The organism is Streptomyces sp. NPDC048664 (assembly GCF_040650555.1).
Lineage (GTDB): Bacteria > Actinomycetota > Actinomycetes > Streptomycetales > Streptomycetaceae > Streptomyces.
This window is the reverse complement of record NZ_JBEZHK010000008.1, coordinates 250,412-272,655: the sequence shown is the minus strand read 5'-3', so window position 1 is coordinate 272,655 and position 22,244 is coordinate 250,412. Positions and strand designations below refer to the sequence as shown.

Annotated in this window: 21 protein-coding genes, 1 tRNA gene and 2 pseudogenes; 14 read left to right on the top strand and 10 right to left on the bottom strand. The window is 71.1% G+C overall.

Translation table 11 applies throughout. The annotated features are described in order from the left end of the window. Positions 1–79: 79 nt before the first annotated feature. Together AB0C59_RS12100 and AB0C59_RS12095 are read right to left on the bottom strand one after the other, a co-directional pair. Positions 80–1,255 (bottom strand): GDSL-type esterase/lipase family protein, encoded by a 1,176-nt coding sequence (locus AB0C59_RS12100; protein WP_363003312.1) that lies wholly within the window; start codon positions 1,253–1,255, stop codon positions 80–82. Between the two features lie 362 nt (positions 1,256–1,617). After that, positions 1,618–2,001, bottom strand: coding sequence for a helix-turn-helix domain-containing protein (locus tag AB0C59_RS12095; protein WP_363003310.1), 384 nt, complete (start codon positions 1,999–2,001; stop codon positions 1,618–1,620). 104 nt (positions 2,002–2,105) lie between these two features. On the opposite strand from AB0C59_RS12095, the gene AB0C59_RS12090 reads away from it, so the two are divergent. Together AB0C59_RS12090 and AB0C59_RS12085 are read left to right on the top strand one after the other, a co-directional pair. Beyond that, a complete protein-coding gene (locus tag AB0C59_RS12090; protein ID WP_363003308.1) occupies positions 2,106–2,759 on the top strand; it encodes an NAD(P)H-dependent oxidoreductase in 654 nt (217 codons plus the stop codon). Positions 2,760–2,878: 119 nt separating this feature from the next. Continuing rightward, the gene (locus tag AB0C59_RS12085; protein ID WP_363003306.1) at positions 2,879–3,409 is read left to right on the top strand and encodes a helix-turn-helix domain-containing protein; all 531 of its coding nucleotides are present in this window, start codon (positions 2,879–2,881) and stop codon (positions 3,407–3,409) included. Positions 3,410–3,546: 137 nt separating this feature from the next. Here the strand turns inward: AB0C59_RS12085 and AB0C59_RS12080 are convergent, their stop codons facing one another. The 3 genes from AB0C59_RS12080 to AB0C59_RS12070 all read right to left on the bottom strand — a co-directional run bounded on the left by AB0C59_RS12080 (position 3,547) and on the right by AB0C59_RS12070 (position 5,804). After that, complete coding sequence (locus AB0C59_RS12080) at positions 3,547–4,674, bottom strand: LLM class flavin-dependent oxidoreductase (protein WP_363003304.1); 1,128 nt, start codon at positions 4,672–4,674, stop codon at positions 3,547–3,549. Continuing rightward, on the bottom strand, positions 4,674–5,180 hold the full coding sequence (locus tag AB0C59_RS12075) for an SRPBCC family protein (RefSeq protein ID WP_363003330.1): 507 nt from the start codon (positions 5,178–5,180) through the stop codon (positions 4,674–4,676). Before AB0C59_RS12075 ends, AB0C59_RS12080 begins: the two co-directional genes overlap by 1 nt. Before the next feature lie 117 nt (positions 5,181–5,297). Further along, on the bottom strand, positions 5,298–5,804 hold the full coding sequence (locus AB0C59_RS12070; RefSeq protein WP_363003302.1) for a DUF2165 domain-containing protein: 507 nt from the start codon (positions 5,802–5,804) through the stop codon (positions 5,298–5,300). 364 nt (positions 5,805–6,168) lie between these two features. Here AB0C59_RS12070 and AB0C59_RS12065 point away from each other — a divergent pair, with 364 nt between their 5' ends. Continuing rightward, positions 6,169–9,174 (top strand): glycine--tRNA ligase, encoded by a 3,006-nt coding sequence (locus AB0C59_RS12065; RefSeq protein ID WP_363003300.1) that lies wholly within the window; start codon positions 6,169–6,171, stop codon positions 9,172–9,174. A 134-nt stretch (positions 9,175–9,308) separates the two neighbouring features. On the opposite strand, the gene AB0C59_RS12060 is transcribed toward AB0C59_RS12065, so the two are convergent. Continuing rightward, complete coding sequence (locus tag AB0C59_RS12060) at positions 9,309–10,685, bottom strand: S41 family peptidase (protein WP_363003298.1); 1,377 nt, start codon at positions 10,683–10,685, stop codon at positions 9,309–9,311. A gap of 269 nt (positions 10,686–10,954) precedes the next feature. On the opposite strand from AB0C59_RS12060, the gene AB0C59_RS12055 reads away from it, so the two are divergent. Beyond that, positions 10,955–11,230 (top strand): hypothetical protein, encoded by a 276-nt coding sequence (locus AB0C59_RS12055; protein ID WP_363003296.1) that lies wholly within the window; start codon positions 10,955–10,957, stop codon positions 11,228–11,230. Between the two features lie 90 nt (positions 11,231–11,320). Here AB0C59_RS12055 and AB0C59_RS12050 read toward each other — a convergent pair whose 3' ends face one another. Then, positions 11,321–12,226, bottom strand: coding sequence for a LysR family transcriptional regulator (locus AB0C59_RS12050; protein WP_363003294.1), 906 nt, complete (start codon positions 12,224–12,226; stop codon positions 11,321–11,323). A gap of 138 nt (positions 12,227–12,364) precedes the next feature. Here AB0C59_RS12050 and AB0C59_RS12045 point away from each other — a divergent pair, with 138 nt between their 5' ends. The 7 genes and pseudogenes from AB0C59_RS12045 (at position 12,365) to AB0C59_RS12015 (ending at position 15,880) form a co-directional block, all read left to right on the top strand. Continuing rightward, a complete protein-coding gene (locus AB0C59_RS12045) occupies positions 12,365–13,183 on the top strand; it encodes a 3'(2'),5'-bisphosphate nucleotidase CysQ (protein WP_363003292.1) in 819 nt (272 codons plus the stop codon). Between the two features lie 71 nt (positions 13,184–13,254). Continuing rightward, entirely contained in the window at positions 13,255–13,851 is a 597-nt protein-coding gene (locus tag AB0C59_RS12040) for an NAD(P)-binding domain-containing protein (RefSeq protein WP_363003290.1), read from the top strand. Positions 13,852–13,960: 109 nt separating this feature from the next. Then, positions 13,961–14,509 carry a hypothetical protein gene (locus AB0C59_RS12035; RefSeq protein WP_363003289.1) on the top strand — a complete coding sequence of 183 codons (549 nt, stop codon included), beginning with the start codon at positions 13,961–13,963 and terminating at the stop codon, positions 14,507–14,509. A 265-nt stretch (positions 14,510–14,774) separates the two neighbouring features. Then, on the top strand, positions 14,775–15,098 hold the full coding sequence (locus AB0C59_RS12030) for a hypothetical protein (RefSeq protein ID WP_363003287.1): 324 nt from the start codon (positions 14,775–14,777) through the stop codon (positions 15,096–15,098). Positions 15,099–15,152: 54 nt separating this feature from the next. Further along, a pseudogene (locus AB0C59_RS12025) lies at positions 15,153–15,230 on the top strand (hypothetical protein); the annotation flags it as partial. A gap of 54 nt (positions 15,231–15,284) precedes the next feature. Further along, a pseudogene (locus AB0C59_RS12020) lies at positions 15,285–15,780 on the top strand (hypothetical protein). Continuing rightward, positions 15,710–15,880 carry a hypothetical protein gene (locus AB0C59_RS12015; protein ID WP_363003334.1) on the top strand — a complete coding sequence of 57 codons (171 nt, stop codon included), beginning with the start codon at positions 15,710–15,712 and terminating at the stop codon, positions 15,878–15,880. Before AB0C59_RS12020 ends, AB0C59_RS12015 begins: the two are co-directional and overlap by 71 nt. Before the next feature lie 143 nt (positions 15,881–16,023). On the opposite strand, the gene AB0C59_RS12010 is transcribed toward AB0C59_RS12015, so the two are convergent. Together AB0C59_RS12010 and AB0C59_RS12005 are read right to left on the bottom strand one after the other, a co-directional pair. Then, positions 16,024–16,111: transfer RNA gene (locus AB0C59_RS12010), tRNA-Leu, on the bottom strand. Between the two features lie 111 nt (positions 16,112–16,222). Next, positions 16,223–17,170, bottom strand: a complete 948-nt coding sequence (locus tag AB0C59_RS12005) for a beta-ketoacyl-ACP synthase III (protein WP_363003285.1) — start codon at positions 17,168–17,170, stop codon at positions 16,223–16,225. 228 nt (positions 17,171–17,398) lie between these two features. On the opposite strand from AB0C59_RS12005, the gene fdhD reads away from it, so the two are divergent. After that, positions 17,399–18,247: a formate dehydrogenase accessory sulfurtransferase FdhD gene (gene fdhD / locus AB0C59_RS12000; protein WP_363003283.1), complete on the top strand. Its 849-nt coding sequence runs from the start codon at positions 17,399–17,401 to the stop codon at positions 18,245–18,247. Between the two features lie 37 nt (positions 18,248–18,284). Here fdhD and AB0C59_RS11995 read toward each other — a convergent pair whose 3' ends face one another. Next, positions 18,285–19,307 carry a bile acid:sodium symporter family protein gene (locus AB0C59_RS11995; RefSeq protein WP_363003281.1) on the bottom strand — a complete coding sequence of 341 codons (1,023 nt, stop codon included), beginning with the start codon at positions 19,305–19,307 and terminating at the stop codon, positions 18,285–18,287. A gap of 125 nt (positions 19,308–19,432) precedes the next feature. On the opposite strand from AB0C59_RS11995, the gene AB0C59_RS11990 reads away from it, so the two are divergent. Together AB0C59_RS11990 and AB0C59_RS11985 are read left to right on the top strand one after the other, a co-directional pair. Beyond that, positions 19,433–20,296: a LysR substrate-binding domain-containing protein gene (locus AB0C59_RS11990; RefSeq protein ID WP_363003279.1), complete on the top strand. Its 864-nt coding sequence runs from the start codon at positions 19,433–19,435 to the stop codon at positions 20,294–20,296. A gap of 243 nt (positions 20,297–20,539) precedes the next feature. Continuing rightward, the gene (locus AB0C59_RS11985) at positions 20,540–22,024 is read left to right on the top strand and encodes an MFS transporter (RefSeq protein WP_363003277.1); all 1,485 of its coding nucleotides are present in this window, start codon (positions 20,540–20,542) and stop codon (positions 22,022–22,024) included. Positions 22,025–22,244 lie beyond the last annotated feature (220 nt).

The following is a 22,244-nucleotide window of genomic DNA, read 5'->3' as shown; positions in this document are numbered from 1 at the left end:
CGGCGCGCCCCCCCCCCCCGCCGCGTCCGGGGCCGGCCCCCACGGCGGGGGGGGGGGGCCCCCCCGGGCCCCCCCCCCGTCAGCCGTTCTGGACGGCGAAGGGACCGCCGGGCCCGAAGGCGAGCCGGGCGAAGTTCTCTGCGATGCGGCGATGTCCCGCCGGACAGGGATGCACCCCGTCGGGCAGGGGCAGTTCGGCGTGGTCCGCCTCGCCGTACAGGTCCCGGCCGTCGAGGTGGTGCAGGTGGGGATCGTCGGTCGCCCGCTCCTCGACGATCCGGGCGAGCGCGTCGCGGATGACGTTCAGTGTCAGACGCCCGGCGGCGCGTTCGTCCGGGTCGCCGGTCGCCTTGAACGTCAGGGTCCCGCTGCTGAAGTCGGGGGCGAGGGGGCCGGGGGTGTCCTCCTGGACCGGGCACAGGATGGGGGACACGACGAGCAGCGGTGTCGTCGGATGCCCTTCACGGATGGTGTCGAGGAAGCCGTGCACCGCGGGGGTGAAGGCGCGCAGGCGCATCGCGTCGGTGTTGACGACGTTGATGCCGATCTTGAGGCTGATCAGGTCGGCCGGGGTGTCCCGCATCGCACGGGCGGTGAACGGGTCGAGCAGCGCGCCACCGCCGAACCCCAGGTTGACCAGTTCCGCTGCGCCCTGGGAGGCGGCCAGGGCCGGCCAGATCGCCGTCGGGTGGGTGGCGTTCGAGCCGTGGCTGATGGAACTGCCGTGGTGCAGCCACCGCTTGCGCCCGCCGTCCGGCGCCGGCTCGACCGGGGCGTCGGTGCGCAGGGCGATCAGCTCGGTGATCTCCGTGTGCGGAAGCCAGATCTCGACGCCCTTGTCACCCGCCGGCAGACCGCTGAACCGGGCGGTACCGGGGGCCCCTTCGCGCGGTTCGACGGACTGGGTCGCCATGTCGATCACGTTGACGTTCCCGCCGGCCACCGTGGCCTGGCCGGCGAGACGGCCGTCGACCAGCAGGTCGTACACGCCGTCCGCCGGCGCCGGAAGCCCTCGGTAGGCCCTCTTGGTGGGCAGCGTGTCCAGTTCGATGACGGTCGCCCGGGTGCGGAAGGCCAGCCGCACACCGGAGGGCTGGGCCTCGGCCAGGGCGAGTTGACTGTCGGGGATCTGCCGGCGCGCCCAGGCGGGCAGCCGATGCGGCAGCAAGCCGTGCGCGGTCTCTTCCACGTCGAGGAAGCCGCGCAGGAGGTCCGCGGTGACGGGTGTGGTGATCCAGTCGTGCTCGGTGCTCATCGTCTCAACCTGTTGATCGGGATTCCGGGCTCTTCGGACACACCGGCGCGTGGCGTGTCGACCCCTCTCCGATGACATGGTCCCCACCACTCCGGGTTCCATGCCCAGGACGCCCGCGCGCCGAGGGGGGCGGGCAAGGCCTCCGGCCGCCTCCGGGCCGACGTGGACGCGGCCGTCGAGGGCGCCGAGCGGCGTCCGGGACGGAGTACATCCGGGACCGAGCGCCTCCGGGACCGCGCACGTCCTGGACCGCGTACGTCCGGTCCGGCCCCGTCAGATCGCGGCCGTGCCGGATCGCCCGCGTCGTCCGCCGTGCCGCACCCCGGCACCGGCACCGGCGGCCGCCCCGCCCGTACCGCGTCCTACCCGCACCCTCCGCCGCACGAGCCCGCGTCCTCGGGGAGGTGGGTCTCGGCCCAGCGGCGCAGCTCCTCCAGCGCGGGGCGCAGCGCGTGGCCGGCCTCGGTCAGGTGATACGCGACGCGCAGCGGCGGACCCTCGTGGACCTCGCGCACGACCAGTCCGGAGGCCTGGAGCTCGGTGAGCCGGTCGGAGAGCATGCGCTCGCTGATGCCGGGGACCGTGCGCCGCAGATCCGAGAAGTGGACCGGCCCATCCAGCAGGGAGGCGACGACGATCCCGGTCCAGCGCTTACCGAACAGCTTGAAGACGCGCTCGACCGCGCTGTCCACGCCGAAGCACGCCTCTGCCCCCTGGGCGGCTGCCGCCGCTGCTGTCTCCGCCATGACACCAGCGTACCGCCCACTTGCCAAGCGACTGAGAAAAAGTAAGCTGATGCGAGAACCGCAGCCCCTGCGCGTTCGTAATTGACTTACTCTGGAGAATGATCATGGCCACCCTGCTGCACATCGACTCCTCCGCCCTCCCCGCCGAGGGCTCCGCATCACGCGAGGTGACCTCGGCCTTCCGGGACAACTGGCTGGCTCGGCACCCTGAGGGGACGGTCGTCTACCGCGATCTCGCCGCCGAGCCGCTGCCGCACCTGACCGCGCAGGGCATCACGGCGGGCTTCTCCGACCCGGCCACGCACGACGAGGCCCAGCGCGCCGCGATGGCCGTGCGTGAGGAACTCGTCGCCGAGTTGGAGGCCGCCGACGTGGTCGTGGTCGGCGCCCCCATGTACAACCTGGGCATCCCGTCCACCCTCAAGGCGTGGCTGGACCAGGTGATCGTCATGGGCCGCACCGGAGGCGAGACCAGCACCCTGGCGGGCAAGCCGGTCGTGGTGGTGGCCTCCCGGGGCGGCGCCTACGGACCCGGCACCCCGCGCGAGGGCATGGACCACGCCACGCCCTACCTGGAGAACGTGCTCGCCGGACTGATGCAGATGACCGTGCAGGTGATCACTCCGGAACTGACGATGGCCAAGGCCAATCCGGCGATGGCCGACCTCGTCCCGCTGGCCGAGGCGTCGCGCGAGCAGGCCCTCGCGCAGGCGGCGGAGAAGGCCGAGGAGCTCGCGGCACCGCCGGTGGCCGCCTGACAGCGACGTCGGATCGAGGCCGGCCAGGGCGACGGGCGCGGACACCGTCCCCTCGGTCGGCGCCGGCCATCCGCTTCACCGACTGCTCAGTCTCATGAGAGGACTCGTACCATCGCTTCATGAGGCGCACATCGTTCGCGAACTGGCCGTGCTCGGTCGCCAGGACCATGGACCTGCTGGGTGACGGATGGAGCCCGCTGGTGCTGCGGGAGGCGTTCTACGGGATCCGCCGGTTCGACGACTTCCAGCAGGAGCTGGGCATCGCCCGGAACACGTTGGCGGAGCGGCTGCGCCGACTGGTGGAGGCGGGGCTCCTGGAGAAGCAGATGTACGAGACGCAGCCCGTGCGCCACGAGTACGTGCTGACCGAGTCGGGGCGCGACTTCTACGACGTGCTCCTGGCCATGACGCGGTGGGGCGACCGGTGGCTGGCGAGCGACGAGGGGCCGCCCGTGATCGCCCACCACGAGACCTGCGGCCATGACACCCACGCCGAAGTGGTGTGCTCGCACTGCAAGGGCCCGTTGGCCTGGGAGAGCGTCACTCCGCGACCCGGCCCCGGCTATCCGTCCAGGCTCCTGGACCGCCCGGACGTCCGACGGCGGTTTCGGCTGGACGACTCGGCGGAGCCGGCGCCGACCGCCGGCTGACCACCGGCTCCTCGGCCGGCCCCGGCGCGGCGGCGAAGGCGGGGCGCCCGGCCGTCGACTTCTCGCTGCGGGGCGGGGCGGCCGGCGACTTCCCACTGCGGGCGGGGCAGGCCGACGAGCACCCGCCCGGCACGGCCTCACCCGCGGGGTGCCCGCGGCCACCGCGTCGCCGTCACCGGGCACCCGGGGCGCGAGGGGTGAGAGGCGGGGACGGCCGGGCCGGTCTCCCGGACCAGTTCGATCGCCCTGCCCAGCGTGGCCAGCCGGGCCTCGGGCGTCTCCCCCGCCGGGTAGAGGCGGACCGTGGTCACGCCGGCGTCGCGCCAGACCTCCAGCCGTTCGCGCACCATGGCCTCGGTACCGATGAGCGTCGTGCCCAGCACCATCTCGTCGGTGACCAGGCCGGCCGCCCCGTCCCGGTCACCCGCCTGCCAGCGCTCGCGCACCTCGGCCGCGACGTCGGCCCAGCCCTGGCGGCTGTAGGCGTTGTTGTAGAAGTTGGTGGAGGCCGATCCCATGCCGCCCAGACTGAAGGCGAGTTCCTTCCTGCGGTCGGCGGTCATGGCGCGGAGAGCCTCCTCGTCCCGCGCGAAGGCGACTTCGGCGCCCTGGCAGACGTCCAGGTCCGCCCGGGTGCGGCCGCTGCGCGCCAGGCCGTCGTCGAGGTGGGCGAAGTAGGCGTCGGCCGCGCCCTCGGGCACGAAGCTGGTGCCCAGCCAGCCGTCGGCGACCTCGCCGGTCAGACGGAGCATGGCGGGGGAGAGCGAGGCCAGGTACAGGGGGATCGTGTGCTCGGCACGCGTCGACAGCCGCATCGGCACGGCCTCACCACCCGGCAGGGGGATGGTGAACTCCGCGCCCGCGTAGGAGAGCCGACCGCCTTCGAGCACCCGCCGCACGATCTCGACGGTCTCCCGCATGCGCCGCAGGGGCCGGGCGAAGGGAACGCCGTGCAGCCCCTCGATCACCTGGGGCCCGGAGGCGCCGAGCCCGAGCAGGAACCGGCCGCCCGACAGGTTGGACAGGGTGATGGCCGTCTGCGCGACGGCCGCCGGGGTCCGGGTGCCCAGCTGCATGACGCCGGACCCCAACAGCATCCGGTCCGTGCGTGCCGCGTAGTAGCCGAGCGCGGAGGGCGCGTCGGAACCCCACGCCTCGGCCACCCAGCAGATGTCGAGGCCGAGCTTCTCGGCCTCGACGACGAAGTCCGCCTGCCGGGACCAGTCGGCCCCGCCCGAGGCCTCGATGGTGGTGGCCGTCCGCATCACGCCTCCGCCCGCTGCTTGATCTGCGCCAGGGTGGAGGTCATCGCGCGCTCGACCTCACGCATCCGGACGAAGACGATCCTCTGCTCCTTCTCCGGCATACGGTCGATCGCCGCGGACAGCCCGGACCGGCCGGGTCCCATCTGCATCCACTGCGTGAGGTCGGTCCCGTCGTCCACGGGTCGCAGCCGGAAGCGCCAGATCGCGGACGGATCGGCAGGGTCCTGAACCGCCCAGGCCAGGACGGACTCCGGTTCGCACTCGATGACATGGGACGTGGTCTGCCAGCGGCCGAACGCCTCGTGCTCGTTGCGGCCGACGAACCTGGCTCCCACCGCCGGGCCGACGGCGCCGTCGAGCCATTCGACGGACCGGAGTTCCTCGCTCATGGCCGGCATCAGCTCGATGTCGCTGACCAGTGCCCACACCCTGTCGGGTGCGGCGTCGACCCATGTCCGCACCTCGATCGTGGGTGTGTCCGCATAGCGCGCGCCCGTCCATTCCACAACCACCGGCCTCCTCCTCGTATGAAGCCATGGCCACCAGGGTTGCGTCATGAGACTTACTCGTCAAGAGCGCGCACGGGACGTCGGACGCGGCGCGACGCCCCGGCGGCGAGGGTGTCAGTCCCGATCGGCCCGTCGTTCGGGCAACTGCACGACGACCAGGCCGATCCCGGCGAGCACGAGGACACGGGTCGCCGCGTCCAGGCCGTTCCACGACTTCGACTGCCACATGGCGAACCACTCACCGCCGATGGCCATGAACCCGGCGCCGAACAGGAGCATGATCATCAGCAGGCCGCAGGTGGACACGAGCCGTGCCCGCTCGACGTCGCGCCGGACCCAGAACCACGTACCGGCGATCAGCACGAACGCGGCGACGGTCTCCCACACGATGATGGCGACGTACGCGGCGTCCTGGAGCCCCTTGTTCGTGATCGCACGCCACATCAGGTCGTCGTCGTGGAACGTGGTGTCCATGGCGAGTACGTGCCGTACGAACTGCTGGTTGGTGTCGAAGTCCGTGATGTTCCCCAGGGCCACGAGCCCGATGTAGAGCGCGACGGTGGCGGTGAGCAGGGCGGCGGCGAGACGGACGGGACTGACACGGGAACCGGGAGTAAACATGACCATGATCATTCCTTGACGCACAGCACACGCGCCGCCCGGATCCAGCCAGTTGTCACCACCCGCCACCACCGGCACCGTACGGGCACCCTGCGGACCGCCCACCGCTCTCTTGCCCAAGGAGCCTTCCCGTGGGGTCGACGGAGGGATGGGGAGCCCGAGGCCGGACCGGATCGCGTGGCCTCGCCTGCCGTCGCGGCTGGGGGCGCGGACGGCTGCAGCACCCGAAAATCGCACGTCAGGGGCGATGGGCGTATGAGATCATGACCCCCCTTGGGGGGACCGCCCGAAGGGCGACCCATGGACGGGGTCCGCGCGAGACCACTCTGCCGGACCGACTCGGGAAGCAGGCGGTTCGATCACCATGACACACGGCCAGACGGCGCTGACCATGCAGGATGCCATCCTCACCCTGCAGAAGTACTGGAGCGACAACGGCTGCATGATCACGCAGCCGTTGAACACGGAGGTGGGTGCCGGTACGGCCAACCCGTCCACAGCGCTGAGGGTGATCGGTCCCGAGCCGTGGAGCGTCGCCTACGTCGAGCCGAGCGTGAGACCCGACGACTCACGCTACGGCGAGAACCCGAACCGGCTCCAGACCCACACGCAGTTCCAGGTGATCCTCAAGCCCGACCCGGGCAACCCGCAGGAACTGTACCTGGGCAGCCTCCGCGCTCTCGGCGTCGATCTGAACGCGCACGACGTGCGGTTCATCGAGGACAACTGGGCCTCTCCCGCGCTCGGCGCCTGGGGGCTGGGCTGGGAGGTGTGGCTGGACGGGATGGAGATCACCCAGTTCACGTACTTCCAGCAGGTCGGCGGCATCGCCCTGTCCCCCGTGTCCGTGGAGATCACCTACGGTCTCGAACGCATCCTGATGAACCTCCAGGGCGTGTCCCACTTCAAGGACATCGTCTATGCGCCGGGCGTCACCTACGGCGAGGTGTTCGGTCAGAACGAGTACGAGATGAGCCGGTACTACCTCGACGACGCCGACATCGAGACCAACCAGCGGCTCTTCGAGTCGTACGCGGCCGAGGCGCGGCGCATGCTCGACCTGGAGCTGCCCGTACCGGCGTACACGTACGTGCTCAAGTGCAGCCACACCTTCAACGTGCTCGACGCGCGCGGCGCGATCAGCACCACCGAGCGTGCCAAGGCGTTCTCACTGATGCGCGCCCTCACCCATGAGTCGGCGAAGCTGTGGGAGCGGCGCCGCGCGGCCCTGGAGCACCCGCTCGGACGTGCGCCCGCACCCGCACCCGCCGAGCGGGCCGCGCTGCCCACGGTGACCGGCACCGAGACGCTGCTGTTCGAGATAGGCTTGGAGGAACTGCCCTACGCCGATGTGGCGGCCACCGGCGAAGCGGTCCGTGCGGACGTCACGGCCAGACTCGACGCCACCCGGCTGCCGCACGGGTCCGTCACCGTGATGGCCACGCCGCGCCGCATCGTGGTCACGGTCGAGTCCGTGGCACCGCGCGAGCCGGACACCACCAGGACCGTGCGCGGTCCCAAGGTCACCGCCGCCTACCGGGACGGCGCCCCCACCCCCGCTCTGCTGGGCTTCGCCCGCAGCCAGGGGGCCGACCCGACCGCCCTGCGGGTCGTCGAGGCCGGCGGTACCGACTACGTGGCGGTCACCCGTGACGAGCCGGGCCGCACGGCGGTCGAGGTGCTCAGCGAACTGCTGGCCGACGTCGTGGCCGGGCTGCGCTCCACGCGCAACATGCGGTGGAGCGACCCCACCCTCTCCTTCTCCCGCCCGGTCCGCTGGCTGCTGGCACTGCTCGGCCGGACCCGCCTGCCGGTGGCCGTGTCCGCGCTCGCCTCGGGTGTCACCACACGTGTCCACCGCACCGGCGCCGACCCCGTCGTGCAGGTGACGACGGCCGAGGGCTACGCCCACTTCCTGCGCATGCACGGCATCATGCCGGACCGCGACATGCGGCGGGACGCGGTGGTGCGCGGCGCCCAGATCGCGGCGGCCGAGGTGGGCGGGCGCATCGACGTGGACGGGCAGGCCGGACTGATCGACGAGATCACCGACATCGTGGAGTTCCCGCATCCTGTCCGGGGGGCCTTCGACGAGCGCTACCTGGAACTGCCCGTGAGCATCCTGACCACCGTGATGCGCAAGCACCAGCGCTACCTGCCGGTCCTGGACGGCGACCGTCTGACGCCGCACTTCATCACCTTCGCCAACGGCGCCTGCGACGACGCCGTGGTGCGCGCCGGCAACGAGGCGGTGCTGCGCGCACGTTACGAGGACGCCGCCTTCTTCTGGCGGGCGGACCTGAAGGTGTCCCCCGATGAGTTCCACCGCCGGCTGGACAAGCTGACCTTCGAGGAACGCCTGGGTACGGTCGCGGACCGCGCCGGACGCATCGCGGCCCTCGCCCTCGACCTGGCCGAACGGGCCGGGCTCGCCGAGGACACGGTCGCCACCCTGCGCCGCGCGGGCGAACTGGCGAAGTTCGACCTGGCGTCGCAGATGGTGGTCGAGTTCTCCAGCCTGGCCGGTGTGATGGCGGAGGAGTACGCGGTCCGCGCCGGCGAGTCCGCCGCGGTCGCCCGGGCCCTGGCCGAGATGGAACTGCCGCGGTCCGCCGGTGGTGCCCTGCCCGCGGGCGACGCGGGCGCCGTGCTGTCGCTGGCCGACCGCTTCGACCTGGTGACCGGCATGTTCGTGATCGGCGCCGTCCCCACCGGAAGCTCCGACCCGTACGGCGTGCGCAGGGCCGCCATCGGTCTGCTCAACGTTCTGCGCGGCGTCCCCGCGACCACCGGGATCCGGGTGGCCGACGGACTGCGCGCGGCGGCCGGACGATACACCGCCCAGGGGGTGGAGGTGCCCGCCGAGCGGCTCGCGGAGGCAGCGGAACTGATCGCCCGTCGGTACGAGCAGCAGCTCGCCGACGCGGGGCACGAGCACCGCCTGGTGCAGGCCGTCCTCCCGTGGGCCGATCAGCCCGCTCTCGGCGACCGCACCCTGTCCGTGCTGGAGCGCTGCGTCGGCACGGAGACGTTCGAGGAACTCGCCGCCGCGCTCCAGCGGGTGATGCGCATCCTTCCGAAGGACGCCACCGAGGACGGCGCGTGCGAGGCGAACCGGTCTCTGCTGACGGCGCCCTGCGAGCTGCGCCTCGTGGAGAGCCTCGATGCCGTCCGTGGGGCCCTGCACGGCCGCCAGGACGACCTCGCCGCACTGATCGAGGTCTCGCCCCCGCTGGTTGCCGGGATCAACGACTTCTTCAACGAGGTCCTGGTGATGGATCCCGACCCCGCGGTCCGGACGGCTCGGCTGGCCCTGCTCGGTGAGGTGGCAGGACTGGCACGTACGACACTGGACTGGAGTGTCCTCTGACCGAGTCCCGATGGTCGTGAGACACCTGCGGCCGGCCCCGTCCTGACCCGGCTCGGGGCCGGCGGGCGCGGTAGTGACGTTCCGTGATCTCCAGCGGGTTCTCTCTCCCTCTCCCCCGCCACACCGCTCTCGCGTCAGCTCGATGTGTCGCCGCGGTTGCGCAGGAGGTTCAGGGCCGCGTCGAAGGCCGAGTCCCTCTTCTTGTCGAACTCCTTCTTGGTGAAGACCGGCTCGGTGAGGTACGGCGGAATGCCCGTGCCGTCGAAGGTCCGGCCCGACCGGGTCAGGAACTCCTCGTTCGGCAGCCAGGCCGCCATGCCGTTGGGGAGCTTGCGCAGCATGACGTCCGAGAAGACACCCTGGGTGGGCTGCCCGATCCGGACCGTCCTGCCGGGCCGCTCCATGAGGGCCTGGGTGAAGGTCTCCCCCGCGCTGACGGTCGAGCCGCCGGTCAGCACGGCGACCGGCCCGGTGTACCGGGGCTCTTGGGCGGCCGTGACCTGTACGGGCTCGGGGCGAGTGTGTCTGGTGGGGTCGGCGGGGTCGTTGCGGGCCCGCTTGGAGTAGGCGGCGTAGGGGGTGTCGGTGAGGCGCTCAGCGATGTGGACTCCCAGGGCGTCGGAGCCGCCGCCGTTGATCCGCAGGTCGATGACCAGGCCCTTCAGGCGCTGGGTGCGCTCCTGGCTGAGGACCGTGCCCAACGCCCTGTCGAGCTCGGTCAGCTGGGCGGCGTAGGGGGCGCCGTGGCCCGCGTATCCGCCGAAGCCGGAGATCCGCAGGTAGCCCTGCCCACCGGGGAGGTCGGCGTAGGTGATCCGTCCGTCGGCGAAGTCCTGGAGGTTCCGGGCGTCCTTGAGGTCGCGCGCCACGATGAACGCCTTGACCTTGGAGTCCAACTCCTCGCTGGGCAGCACGGTGCCGGGGCGCACCTGTGCGAAGACCCGGTCGCCGTCCTGAACGGCGACATGGGCGTCGTAGAGCGGCTTCACCATCTGGCTGAAGACGGCGTAGAGCTCGTCCCTGGTCGTCGTCGCGTGCACCGTGGGCCGGTACCGGTCGCGCAGGGCGTGCCAGTCGATGCCCTTGGCGGAGAAGAAGGGGTAGTTCTCCTCGAAGGACTGCCAGAAAACGTCGAAAGCGTCGCGCGGACCTTGGGGGGCCGGACGGGTGCAGGCGTCGGGCAGCTCCGGGATCCGGCGCAGGTTCCGGTCGCCGACGGAGCCGGCCACCCGCAGGGACCCTCGGTCGTGGCTTCCCTGGGTGCGGACGGTGAGGACAGTGCCGTCGGCCGTGGTGTAGGTGCCCGCGCCGGTCCGCTGCGCGGAGTCGCCCTTGAGGCAGCTGACTGCGGTGGTCTGGTACTCCTGGAAGGTTCCGTCTCGGATGGACAGCACGGTGCCGTAGCCGTCCATGCGCCAGATTCCGTCGGTGGTCGGCTGGTGGGCGGTGGAGGCCGGCGCGACTTGGCCGGCGAGGGCCAGCGCGACAGCGGTGGCCGTGACGATGCGCACGATCTTGCCTTCTCTGTGGGCGACTTGCTCTTGCTCGGGACACCACCACGGTCGCCCACGCGATGTTCCTCCTGCCATCCGGCTGTCCGGTTGATCGGAGGTGGGGCCAGCCCCCTACCAGTCTCGTTGAGCAGGCGAGTGGTGGTCGTGCGCCGCGGACCAGAGCAATACCTCGGGCGGCGACCTCAGAGATTCACAACATGCTCACAAATAGCTGACATTCATATAAGGTCCCCTCTGTACTTGCTCGACTACAAAGGGGGGGCCCTTTGCGTACTCGTCTCGCCGTCTCGGCTTCAGCCGTGGCCATCGCCGTGGCCGGAGTCTTCTTCAGCGCACCGGCCGCGTCCGCGGCGTCGCTGCCGTCCACCAACACGGCTCACCGCTGCACCCACCACACCACCGGCCTGTGTGGATGGACGCATCGTCAGAAGCCCAAGGACAAGTACGAGACCGCGAAATGCGCGGACGCGTCCTTGTCGTACTCGCACAACTCCCAGGGCACCTGTTCCCACCACCACGGCGTCCGCTACTGGTTCAAGTAGACCGTCACACCGAGTGCGGGATGTATGAAGCGGTGGGCCACCCCGGCGGGTGGCCCACCGCTTCATGAATGCCCGGTGACAGGCTGCCGACTACGGCGCTCCCTGCATGGTCAGCGCGGTTCGCGCCAGCCCGCGCAACCAGGCGTGGGCGTGGTCGGTGTCGTAGCGCTGATGCCATGACAGGTATATCGATGCCGGTGGCAGTTCGAGCGGGAGGGGGCGCACGACCAGGCCGAGGTCGGCGACCGCGGAGCGTGTGGTGGCCTCGGGGACGCTGATCAGGAGGTCGGAGCCGCGCGCGAACTCCAGCGCGGCCGCTTCCGTGGGCGCGGTCGCCACCACGCGCCGGGTGAGGCCGAGCCGCGCGAGAGCGTCGTCGAGGGCGTTGGCGGTACTGCCTCGCCGCGAGACGGTGAGGTGTTCAGCGGCGGCGTACCGCTTCGCGGTGACGGCCTTGACGCGGGTGAGAGGGTGTCCCCGCCTCATGGCGATGACCAGGCGGCTCTCGCCCACGCTCTCGGCGCGGATGTCCGGAGCGCCGGGGCGGTTGGCGTTGGCCTCCAGATCGACTTCACCGCGCCGCAGTTCAGGGGTGTCGATGCTCGATTCCGCGATGAAGCGCAGTCTCACTCCCGGCGCCTGTCGACGTACCGCCGCGAGCAGCGCGGGGCCACTGAGGGCGACCAGGGAGTCGTGCCAGCGGAGTGTGAAGGTGCGTTCCAGCGTCGCCAGGTCGAGTTCACGGCTCGGCGCCAGCACGCGCTGGACCTGGTGCAGGAGTTCGTGCACCTGTTCCCGGACGGCGAGCGCATAGGGCGTCGGGGTCATCGTCCGTCCGGTGCGCACCAGGATCTGGTCGCCGGTCGTACGTCTGATGCGGCCCAGGCTCCGGCTCATCGCGGGGGCGGTGACGTGCAGGCGTGCGGCCGCCCCGGCCACACTGCCCTCCTCCAGCAGCGCGTCGAGCGCGGCGAGCAGATTCAGATCCAGTTGCATGCGAGTAATCCTAGACGTACTTGACATGCACTTGAAGTCAACTACGGGGCTGTATAGCGTCGTTGCCAGAGCGCGGGACGGAACGCACAGTTCGGCCCCGGCCGCCTCATCACCCCCATCTCATAAAGGAGTTCACCCATGTCCGAAACGCTTCACACCAGCGACGTGAGTGTCAGTGACGCCGACCTGCTCGACCAGGTCGCGGCTGCGGTGCGTGAGGCCGGTGCGGCGTTGCGTGAGCGGTTCGGCGAGGTGGTCCGTTACCGGAGCCGCGAGGAGCTGATGCGTGCGCTGGCCGACAACGACGACACGGCCCTCGGTATCCTGCGTCCCCGCCTCACGAGCCTGCGCCCGGAGGCCGGTTGGGTGGAGGACGAGTTGGACGGCGGGGCACTGCCGCCTGGTGAGTGGTGGGTGGTGGATCCGGCGGAGGGCAACGTCAACCATCTGCATGCCCTGCCGGAGTGGGCGGTGACCGCCACCCTCGTGCGTGACAACCAGCCGGTGCTCACCGTGGTCCACCTGCCGCTGACCGGCGAGACCTACACCGCCCGCGCCGGCGGGGGCGCCCACGTCGACGGCCGGCCGCTGCACGTCTCGAAGACCGCGGACCTCGGCCTGAGCCTCGTGGCCACCAGCCAGGCCCGGCCCGACGAGGACGAGAAGGTGGTGCGGCGTGTCGGCTCCTCCATCACCGCGATGCTCCTGGACGCGCTGGTCGTCCGCACCGCCGTGCCCGCGACCCTGCACCTGGTGAACGTGGCCGCCGGCCGGATCGACGCCTTCTGGCAGTCCGCCGGCGCCCGCGCCGACCTGCTGCCCGGCGCGCTCCTGGTCACCGAGGCCGGCGGACGGATCTCCGACACCCAGGGCCGCCCCTGGACCCCGCAGAGCACCGGCTTCCTGGCCGCCGCACCCGGCATCCACACCGAAGCCGTCGCCACACTCTCACGCTGACCACGCAGCACGAACACGGACACGACCCACACCCACAGCCACAGCCACAGCCAGGCAAGGAGCACATCACCATGACCACGATCGCAGTCCTCGGGAACGGCCGCGTCGGCGGCAACCTGGCCACCGCCCTCACCCGGGCCGGACACGAGGTGACCGTCGCGGACCGCACACCAGGCGCCGCCGCCGACGCCGCACGGAGCGCCCGGATCGTCATCAACGCCACCCCGGGCGCCGGCTCACTGGAACGCCTCACCGCCCTGCGCGCCGAACTGTCCGACACGATCCTCGTCGACGTCTCCAACGCCACCCTCGACGGACCGGACGGACTACCCGCCGACCTGATCTACCCCGGCTCGAGCCTCGCCGAACAACTCCAGGAAGCCCTCCCCGACACCCACGTCGTCAAGACACTCAACACCATGCTCTTCCCGGTGATGACCGCACCGGCCACGCTGGCCCAGACACCGACCGCCTTCCTCTCCGGGGAGGACCCCCAGGCCAAACAGACCGTCCACGCACTGCTCACCGACCTCGGCTGGCACGAGGAGTGGATCACCGACCTCGGCGGGATCCGGACCGCACGCGCCACGGAAGCCGCGATCCTGTTCGTGCCGCACATGATCCGATCCAACGGATTCACACCCTTCGCGATCTCGATCGCCCGCTGACTCGCACGCCTGGCCAGGTCGGCGCCGGCCTCACCGGGGACCACGGCGAGGCCGTGACGTGTCGCGCCGCCGCCCGTCTGCGATCAGCGGCAGACGGTAGGGTCCCGGCATGGACGTGAGCGGAAGGGTCTGGGGCGCCACACGGGCGGAACGGGATGCGCCGTATCCGTGTGACCCGCTCGTAGCGGTACGTTCCGAGGGCTGGACACGGGCAGTCGACATCGCGGCCCCGCCCGGCCTCGTCTTCCCATGGCTCCGCCAGCTGACCATCGCTCCGTACAGCTACGACTGGATCGACTTCAGAGGCCGCAAGAGCCCGCACACGCTGCTTCCCACCACGCCGGCCCTGTCGGTCGGACAGCCGTTCCTCGTCTTCGAGATCGCCGACTTCACGACCGACGAGCACATCACCGGCGTGCTCCCCGAAGCGCTCGCGAGGCGGCACGGTCACATGGCCGTGAGCTACACCCTGCGCCCGCAGGACGCGGGCTCTCGTCTGGTCGTCAAGGTCGTCGCCGAGGCCGGGGCAACGACAAGCCGCAGGCTACGCCGCCGGCTGCTCGCCTGGGGTGATCTCATCATGATGCGCAAGCAACTCCTCACCCTGAAGAAGCTGTCCGAAAGGTCGGCGGCATCGAAGAACGTTCTTTCCCAGTAGGGCTGTTGGACAACTCGGGCTGCCGCGTCGACTCGCGTGTGACGCGAGGGACCGTACGGCCTGCGGTTACACGGGGGATCGTCCGTGGAGGCGAGGAGGGGTGCCGGGAATGATCACCAGCAGAACGGCGCGACTGCTACTCAGCAATAGTGGTGAGGTGGCACTGGAACTGCCCGTGGAACCCTGGGCGGAAATACATCAGATCCGTCCAACCGTCTGCACGTCGACCATCCCGCATGCCCTCTTGCGTTGATCAGCCGGAAGCGTGACGCTCGTGCACGTTGATGCAACCCACTCCACAGCGGGAGTGACCGCGACCCTAAAGTTCCTGGGCATCATCCCTGACACGCCGACCGACGAATCTCCGACGATCTGGCTTCACGAGGAGACGGGAGACCTTCTGATCCAGTCGTACAAAGCGGCTGAGGAGGAAGTGAAGGTGTGCCAGAAGATTGGTCCGATCCCTGGCCACTCCACCGACGTCCCGGACCACGAGACGATCGTCAGGCTCCCTGCGGTCATGCGTCAGTACATCCCCCATCCGGACGTCGACAACGGAGAGACAGCAAGTGCAACCACCAGCGCGTAGCGCCTGGCAAAAGCTCAGCGTTCAGCGGTCCACCTTGAGTTGCGCGATGGCTACATGCTGGATGACCCGGAGTTCATCGCGTGGCAACAGGGGAAGCGATTCGACCCCGAGGACCGGTCGGCATGGTGGGGCGGCTGGCATGACGCAGTGCGTGACGCGGTCGCTCGTGGCGTAGCCGTCCGGCGAGTGCGATGGACCGGCCTGAAGGCGCGCTTCGACCAGGAGGCGCTGCGACGGCCCCCGCATCCTGAGCGTCCCCCTGCCGGAAGCAGACCGGAGCTGATCCAGCGGTACCGCGAGGTGGCGGCAGAGTTCCCGACCGTCGACCTGCCCGCCCCTGGAAACGGCGTACTGGCTCATCAAGCCCCGTTCCCTCCTGCGTGGCACATGGGGCGAGGCGAAGGAGGCCGCATCATGGCTCGGTGAGCGGCTGGCCGAGTACGCGCCCCGGTTCGCTTCCGAGAGGGAGCGCGACACGACCCGTCTGGCGCGGCTGGTGAACAGTGCTGCCGAACAACTGCGCTCGGGTGGTGACGTGTCGTACGGCTTCTACCTGGAACGCCCCTCGTATCTGTCCCTGGCAGTGGTGACCTGTTCCCCGAATCGCTCGAATGCTGAACTGGCAGAAGCAGCGCCAGGACGCCGAGCGGGCACGTCTCGGCTCCGCCTGGGTCGATCATGATCTGGTTTCCGCCCGGGACGGCTTCAAGCTCTACCGGGGCGAGGCAGGCGGCCGACAGGACCCCCGAGAACGTGTCGGCTCGGTGGCGCACCATGCGTAACCGTCTGCACCTGTCCGATGACCTCCATATCCACGACGGGAGGCACAGCAAAGTCACGAACGATCACTCGCCGGGCTACCCCAGGACGGAGCGCGGAAGCAGTCCTGGAACGCAGAAAACCCCACGTGACGTGGGGTCTCAGCTGGTGTCCGAGGGGGGACTTGAACCCCCACGCCCGATAAAGGGCACTAGCACCTCAAGCTAGCGCGTCTGCCATTCCGCCACCCGGACCAGGTGTGCCGCCTGGCCGGGATCTTCCCCGCGGCGACACGACAACAATACCAAGCTTTCGGAGTGGCTTTCACCTGCGTTTCCGTCCGGCGGCCGGCCTCGCCGGGGCGGCTACGGGCAGCGTACGACCTGGCCCGCGTACGACAGGTTTCCGCCGAAGCCGAAGAGGAGCACCCGGTCGCCGCCGGTGATCTCGCCGCGCTCCACGAGCTTCGACCATGCCAGCGGGATGCTCGCCGCCGAGGTGTTCCCCGACTCCGCGACATCGCGGGCGACGACCGCGTTCACCGCGCCCAGCTTCTCGGCGAGCGGCTCGATGATCCGTAGATTGGCCTGGTGCAGGACGACGGCCGCGAGGTCCTCCGGCGCGGTGCCGGCCCGTTCGCAGACCTGTCGGGCGATGGGGGGCAGCCGGGTGGTCGCCCACCGGTAGACGCTCTGCCCCTCCTGGGCGAACCGCGCGGGCGTGCCCTCGATGCGTACCGCGTGGCCCATCTCGGGGACCGAACCCCACAGCACCGGCCCGATCCCGGGCTCCTCCCCCGGCGGGCAGGCCTCGACGACCGCGGCCCCGGCACCGTCGCCGACCAGGACGCATGTCGTGCGGTCGCTCCAGTCGGTCACGTCGGACATCTTGTCGGCGCCGACGACGAGGGCCCGCGTGGCCGCGCCCGCGCGTACGGCGTGGTCGGCCGTGGCCAGCGCGTGGGTGAAGCCGGCGCAGACCACGTTGACGTCCATCGCCGCCGGTGACGGGATACCGAGTCGGGCGGCGACCCGGGCGGCGGTGTTCGGGGAGCGGTCGATGGCCGTGGAGGTGGCGACCACGACGAGGTCGATCGCGCCGGGTGCCAGGCCCGCCGACGCCAACGCCTTGGCCGCGGCGTGCGCGGCCAGCTCGTCCACGGGCTCGTCCGCACCCGCGATGTGGCGGGTGCGGATGCCCACCCGCGAGATGATCCACTCGTCGCTGGTGTCGACCATGCCCGCCAGGTCCTCGTTGGTGAGAACCTTGGCGGGTTGGTAGTGGCCGACGGCGGCGATGCGCGAGCCGTGCATGGTGGGTCCCCCTCGGTGCCGTGCGGAGCCTGGTTCACCAGTGTGAACAGTGACTCGCGGGTAGCACGGCAGGTGAAGCGACAGGAAAGGGGCGCCCGTATTGTCGGCTTCCCGCAGATCCTCGGACACCCGACGACCTCTCGCATGCCGGTTCGACTCCACCCGTGGTGGACGTGGAGGACAATGAGGGCCAGGGCATCGGGACGTCGAGGCGGGGCAGATCGGAACATGGGACGAGTCACGGAACGACGCAAGGTGATCCGCATCCGGGACGGGGCGGTCTCCACCCGGCCGGACACCCTTGTCGCGGAAGAGCCGATGGAGATCAGGCTCAACGGCAAACCACTGGCGATCACCATGCGCACGCCCGGCGACGACTTCGCGCTCGCCGTCGGGTTCCTCGTCAGCGAGGGGGTGCTCGCCCGGGCCGAGGACCTGCGGAACATCGTCTACTGCGCGGGCGCGACGGCCGACGGGTCGAACACGTACAACGTCGTGGACGTGACGACCGCGCCGGACGTGGTGATCCCGGACATCACCCTTGAGCGCAACGTCTACACCACCTCGTCGTGCGGCCTGTGCGGCAAGGCCAGTCTGGACGCGGTCCGCACCACCGCCCGCCTGCCCATCGCCGACACTCCCCCGGTGCGGGTGAGTCCCGAACTGCTCGCGAGCCTCCCCGACCGGCTGCGGGCGGCGCAGCGCGTCTTCGACCGCACCGGTGGCCTGCACGCGGCGGCCCTGTTCAGCGAGGACGGCGAACTGCTCGACATCCGTGAGGACGTGGGCCGGCACAACGCGGTCGACAAGCTGGTCGGGCGCGCGCTGCAGAGCGGTGCGCTGCCGCTGTCGCGCGCCCTGCTGCTGGTCTCGGGCCGGGCCTCCTTCGAGTTGGCGCAGAAGGCCGTGATGGCGGGCATTCCGCTGCTGGCCGCGGTCTCGGCACCCTCGTCACTGGCCGTGGACCTGGCCGCGGAGTCCGGCCTGACCCTGGTGGGCTTCCTGCGGGGCAGCTCCATGAACATCTACGCGGGCGAGGAACGCGTCGCGCTGAGCGCGGCGACCGCCCGGGGCTGACAGCGACCGCCCTGGGCTGACGGGGCGCGACCGACGGTCACGAGGGGACGTTGTCTCCCGTCAGCCGGCCGCGGCGGACCTCGTCGCGCTGCCGTGCGTCGTGCGCGCGGCGTTTGGCGATCACCGCGCAGACCATCAACTGCATCTGGTGGAAGAGCATGAGCGGCAGCACCGCCAGGGAGGCGTGCGCCCCGAACAGCACGCTCGCCATGGGCAGCCCGGAGGCGAGGGACTTCTTGGAGCCGGCGAACTGGATCGCGATGCGGTCCTCGCGGCCGAAGCCCAGCGCCCGGCCGCCGTACCAGGTCAGGGCGAGCATCACGGCGAGCAGTGCCGCTTCCACGACGACCAGGCCGCCCAGCCTCAGCGGGCTCACCTGGTGCCAGATGCCCTGCACCATGCCCTCGCTGAAGGCGCTGTAGACGACCAGCAGGATCGAGCCGCGGTCGACCAGCCCGAGCACCTTCCTGTGCCGCGTGACGAACCCCCCGATCCAGCGTCGCAGCAGCTGTCCCGCCAGGAACGGCACCAGCAGTTGCAGCACGATCTTGACGATCGAGTCGGCGGAGAAGCCGCCGCCACCGCTGCCGAGCAGCAGCGCCGCGAGCAGGGGGGTGAGGACGATTCCGGCGAGGGAGGAGAAGGAGCCGGCGCAGATCGCCGCGGGGACGTTGCCGCGTGCGATGGAGGTGAAGGCGATGGAGGACTGGATGGTGGAGGGGACGAGGGTGAGGAAGAGGAGGCCCGTGGCGAGGTTGTGCGTGAGCAGGACGGGCACCAGGCCTCGCGCGGCCAGTCCGAGGAGCGGGAAGATCACGAACGTGCAGGCCAGGACCGTGGTGTGGAGCCGCCAGTGCCGCAGGCCCGCCAGCGCCTCATGGGTGGACAGGCGGGCCCCGTACAGGAAGAAGAGGAAGGCGATCGCCGCCGTGGAGGCGCCCGACGCCACGTCGGCGGCCGTGCCGCGTGCCGGGAGCAGGGCCGCGAGCCCGACGGTCCCCAGCAGCAGGAGGATGTACGGGTCCACGGGCATCCAGCGCGGCCAGTGCGGGCGTGTCACGGTGCTCCACTACGTCGTTCTCGTGTGCGTGCGGTCTTACCAGCCCATCGTCTCCCCCGGGGCGGGCCATCGGGAATCCCGCACACCATTCTTACTGTCATCATGGTCCGCGATAGCCTGGCTCCGTGTACGACCCCTCGCAGCTGCGGACGTTCCTCGCGGTGGCCCAGACGCTGAGCTTCACCCAGGCCGCGCGACGGCTGGGTCTGCGTCAGTCGACCGTGAGCCAGCATGTGCGGCGGCTGGAGGACGCGACAGGTCGGCAGCTGTTCACCCGGGACACCCACTCCGTGGAGCTGACGGAGGACGGGGAGGCGATGCTCGGCTTCGCGCGGCGGCTCCTGGAGGTGCACGAGCAGGCGACGGCGCACTTCAGCGGGGCGCGGCCACGTGGGCGACTGCGGTTCGGCGCCTCGGAGGACTTCGTGCTGACCCGGTTGCCGGAGATCCTGGAGGCGTTCCGGTACGACCATCCGGACGTGGATCTGGAGCTGACGGTCGAGCTGTCGGGCACGCTGCACGAGCTGCTCACGGCGGGCCGGCTCGATCTGGTGCTGGCCAAGCGGCGGACCGAGGACCCGCGCGGCGAGCTGGTCTGGCGCGACAGGCTGGTGTGGATCGGCGCGGAGCGGTTGCGCCTGGATCCGGAGCGGCCCGTGCCGCTGATCGTCTATCCCCCGCCGGGCATCACCCGCGCCCGTGCCTTGGAGGCCCTGGAGGAGCAGGGCCGCCCGTGGCGCATCGCGTGCACGAGCGGGAGTCTGAACGGTCTGATCGCCGCGGCCCGGGCGGGGCTGGGTGTGATGGCGCACTCCCGTGGGCTGGTGCCGCCGGGGCTGGTGCGCGTTCCGGAGCGGGCGGGCCTGCCCGAGCTGGGTGAGATCGACTTCGTCCTGGTGCACGGACACCGGCCGGGCCGGGCACGGAGTGCGGGCCGGGCCCTGGCGGCGGCGATCCTGGCCAGCGGGGACCGCCTGCACCGCCACTGAGCCGCCGCCGTCGGAGGTCCCGGCGCCCGTCGGACGGTCCCGGCGCGGTCCCGGCGGTCCCGGCGGGCATGCCACCGCCGCCCCGGGCCCTCGCCCTCCAGGCCTCCAGGCGACGGTCGGGCGCGGCTCGGGTTCCGGTCTTCACCCATCGGCGGTGCCCCGTGCCTCCCGGAGCGTGCATCGCGCGGGCCCGGGTTCGCGTGTCGGGGAGGTGGGGTTCTGACTCCGTGTCACGATCGGGCGATGCGTACATGGGGTCCTCTCGCAGCGGTGTGCCTGGGCACGTTCATGTTGCTGCTGGACGTGACGATCGTGGTCGTCGCGCTGCCGGACATGGCCCGGGAGTCTCAGGCGTCGCTGAGCCAGTTGCAGTGGGTGGTCGACGGGTACGCGCTCGCGCTGGCGGCGCTGCTGCTCGGCGCCGGCGCGGCCGCCGACGTGCTGGGGCGGCGCCGCGTCCATGTCACCGGCGTGGTGCTGTTCGCGCTGGCCTCCCTGCTGTGCGGGCTCTCCTCGGGGCCCGGCGCGCTGGTGGTCGCCCGGGGGTTGCAGGGTGTCGGGGCGGCGGCGATGTTCGCGACCACGCTGCCCCTGCTGGGCTCGGTCTACCAGGGGCGGCAGCGGTCGACGGCGCTGGGCGTGTGGGGCGCGGTCAGCGGTGGGGCGGCAGCGGTCGGCCCGGTGCTCGGCGGCGTGCTGACCGAGGGCCCCGGCTGGCGGTGGATCTTCTTCGTCAATCTTCCGGTCAGTGTCGTGTCGGTGTGGCTGACCCTGCGGAAGGTGCCCGAGTCGCGCGGGCCGCACGCGCTGCGGATCGACTGGGCGGGCACCTTCTACTTCGCGTGCTTCGCCGGAGCCGCGACCTACGCCGTGGTGCACGCCGGGAAGGACGGCTGGACGTCGACGCGCACGCTGGCCGCGTTCATGGCGGCGGCGCTGACGCTGATCTGCTTCGTGCTGGTGGAGCGCCGGGCGGAGCACCCGCTGCTGGACCTGTCCCTGCTGAGGGAGCGGGCGTTCGTGGGCGTGATGGCGGGAGCCCTCGCCTTCAGCGGTGTGGCGTTCGGGGTGACGCCGTACCTGTCGATCTGGACGCAGACCGTGCTGGGCATGAGCCCGGTGCACGGCGGGCTCACCCTGCTGCCGTTGACGGCCGCCGCCATGCTGGTCGCGGTCCTGGTCGGTCGCCTGCTGCACGGGGCGCCGGCGCGGCTGACCGTCGGCGGCGGGCTGCTGCTGATCGGCTCGGGCTGCTTCTGCGAGGCGGTGCTGACGGCGGGCAGCGACTGGACCGCGCTGGTCCCGGGGCTGGTCCTGGTGGGCATCGGAACCGGATTCGTGTCCCCCACGGTCGCCGGCGCGGCCCTGACCTCGGTGCCTCCGGAGCGGGCGGGCATGGCGGGCGGCGCCGCGAACACCGTACGCCAGCTCGGGTACGCGCTCGGGGTGGCCGCCTTCGGCACCGTACTGACCACCCGGATGCGCGACACACTGCCGTCGGAGGCGGCGCACACGCTGGCCGGTGGTGGCGCGAGGGCGCTGCGCCCCGGGTTCTCCGAGCAGGCGTTGCGCGGCGCCTTCGCCTCGGGCCTGGACGCGGCGCTGGGCGCCGCGGGGGTGGCCGGGGTCGTGGCGGGCGCCCTGGTGCTGGTCCTGGTGCGGTCGCCGCGGACCCCTCGGACGCCCACGGCGCCGGCGGCGGTGACGGAGACGGCGACCCGGGGCTGACGGAGACGGCGACACGGAGCCGACGGCGGTGCCGCGTCGGGCCCCGGGTGCGGCTGGCGCGCATCCTGCGCGCCCCCTGGTACGCCCCCGCTGCACCCCTGTGCGCCCCGCATGCTCCCCGAGCCGGCCAGGTACGGAACACTCCGGAGCCCCGAGCCGCGCACCCGGATGACGCTACCTGCCGGTAGGTTGCCCACCCCCGGTAAGCGCCCCGTACAGA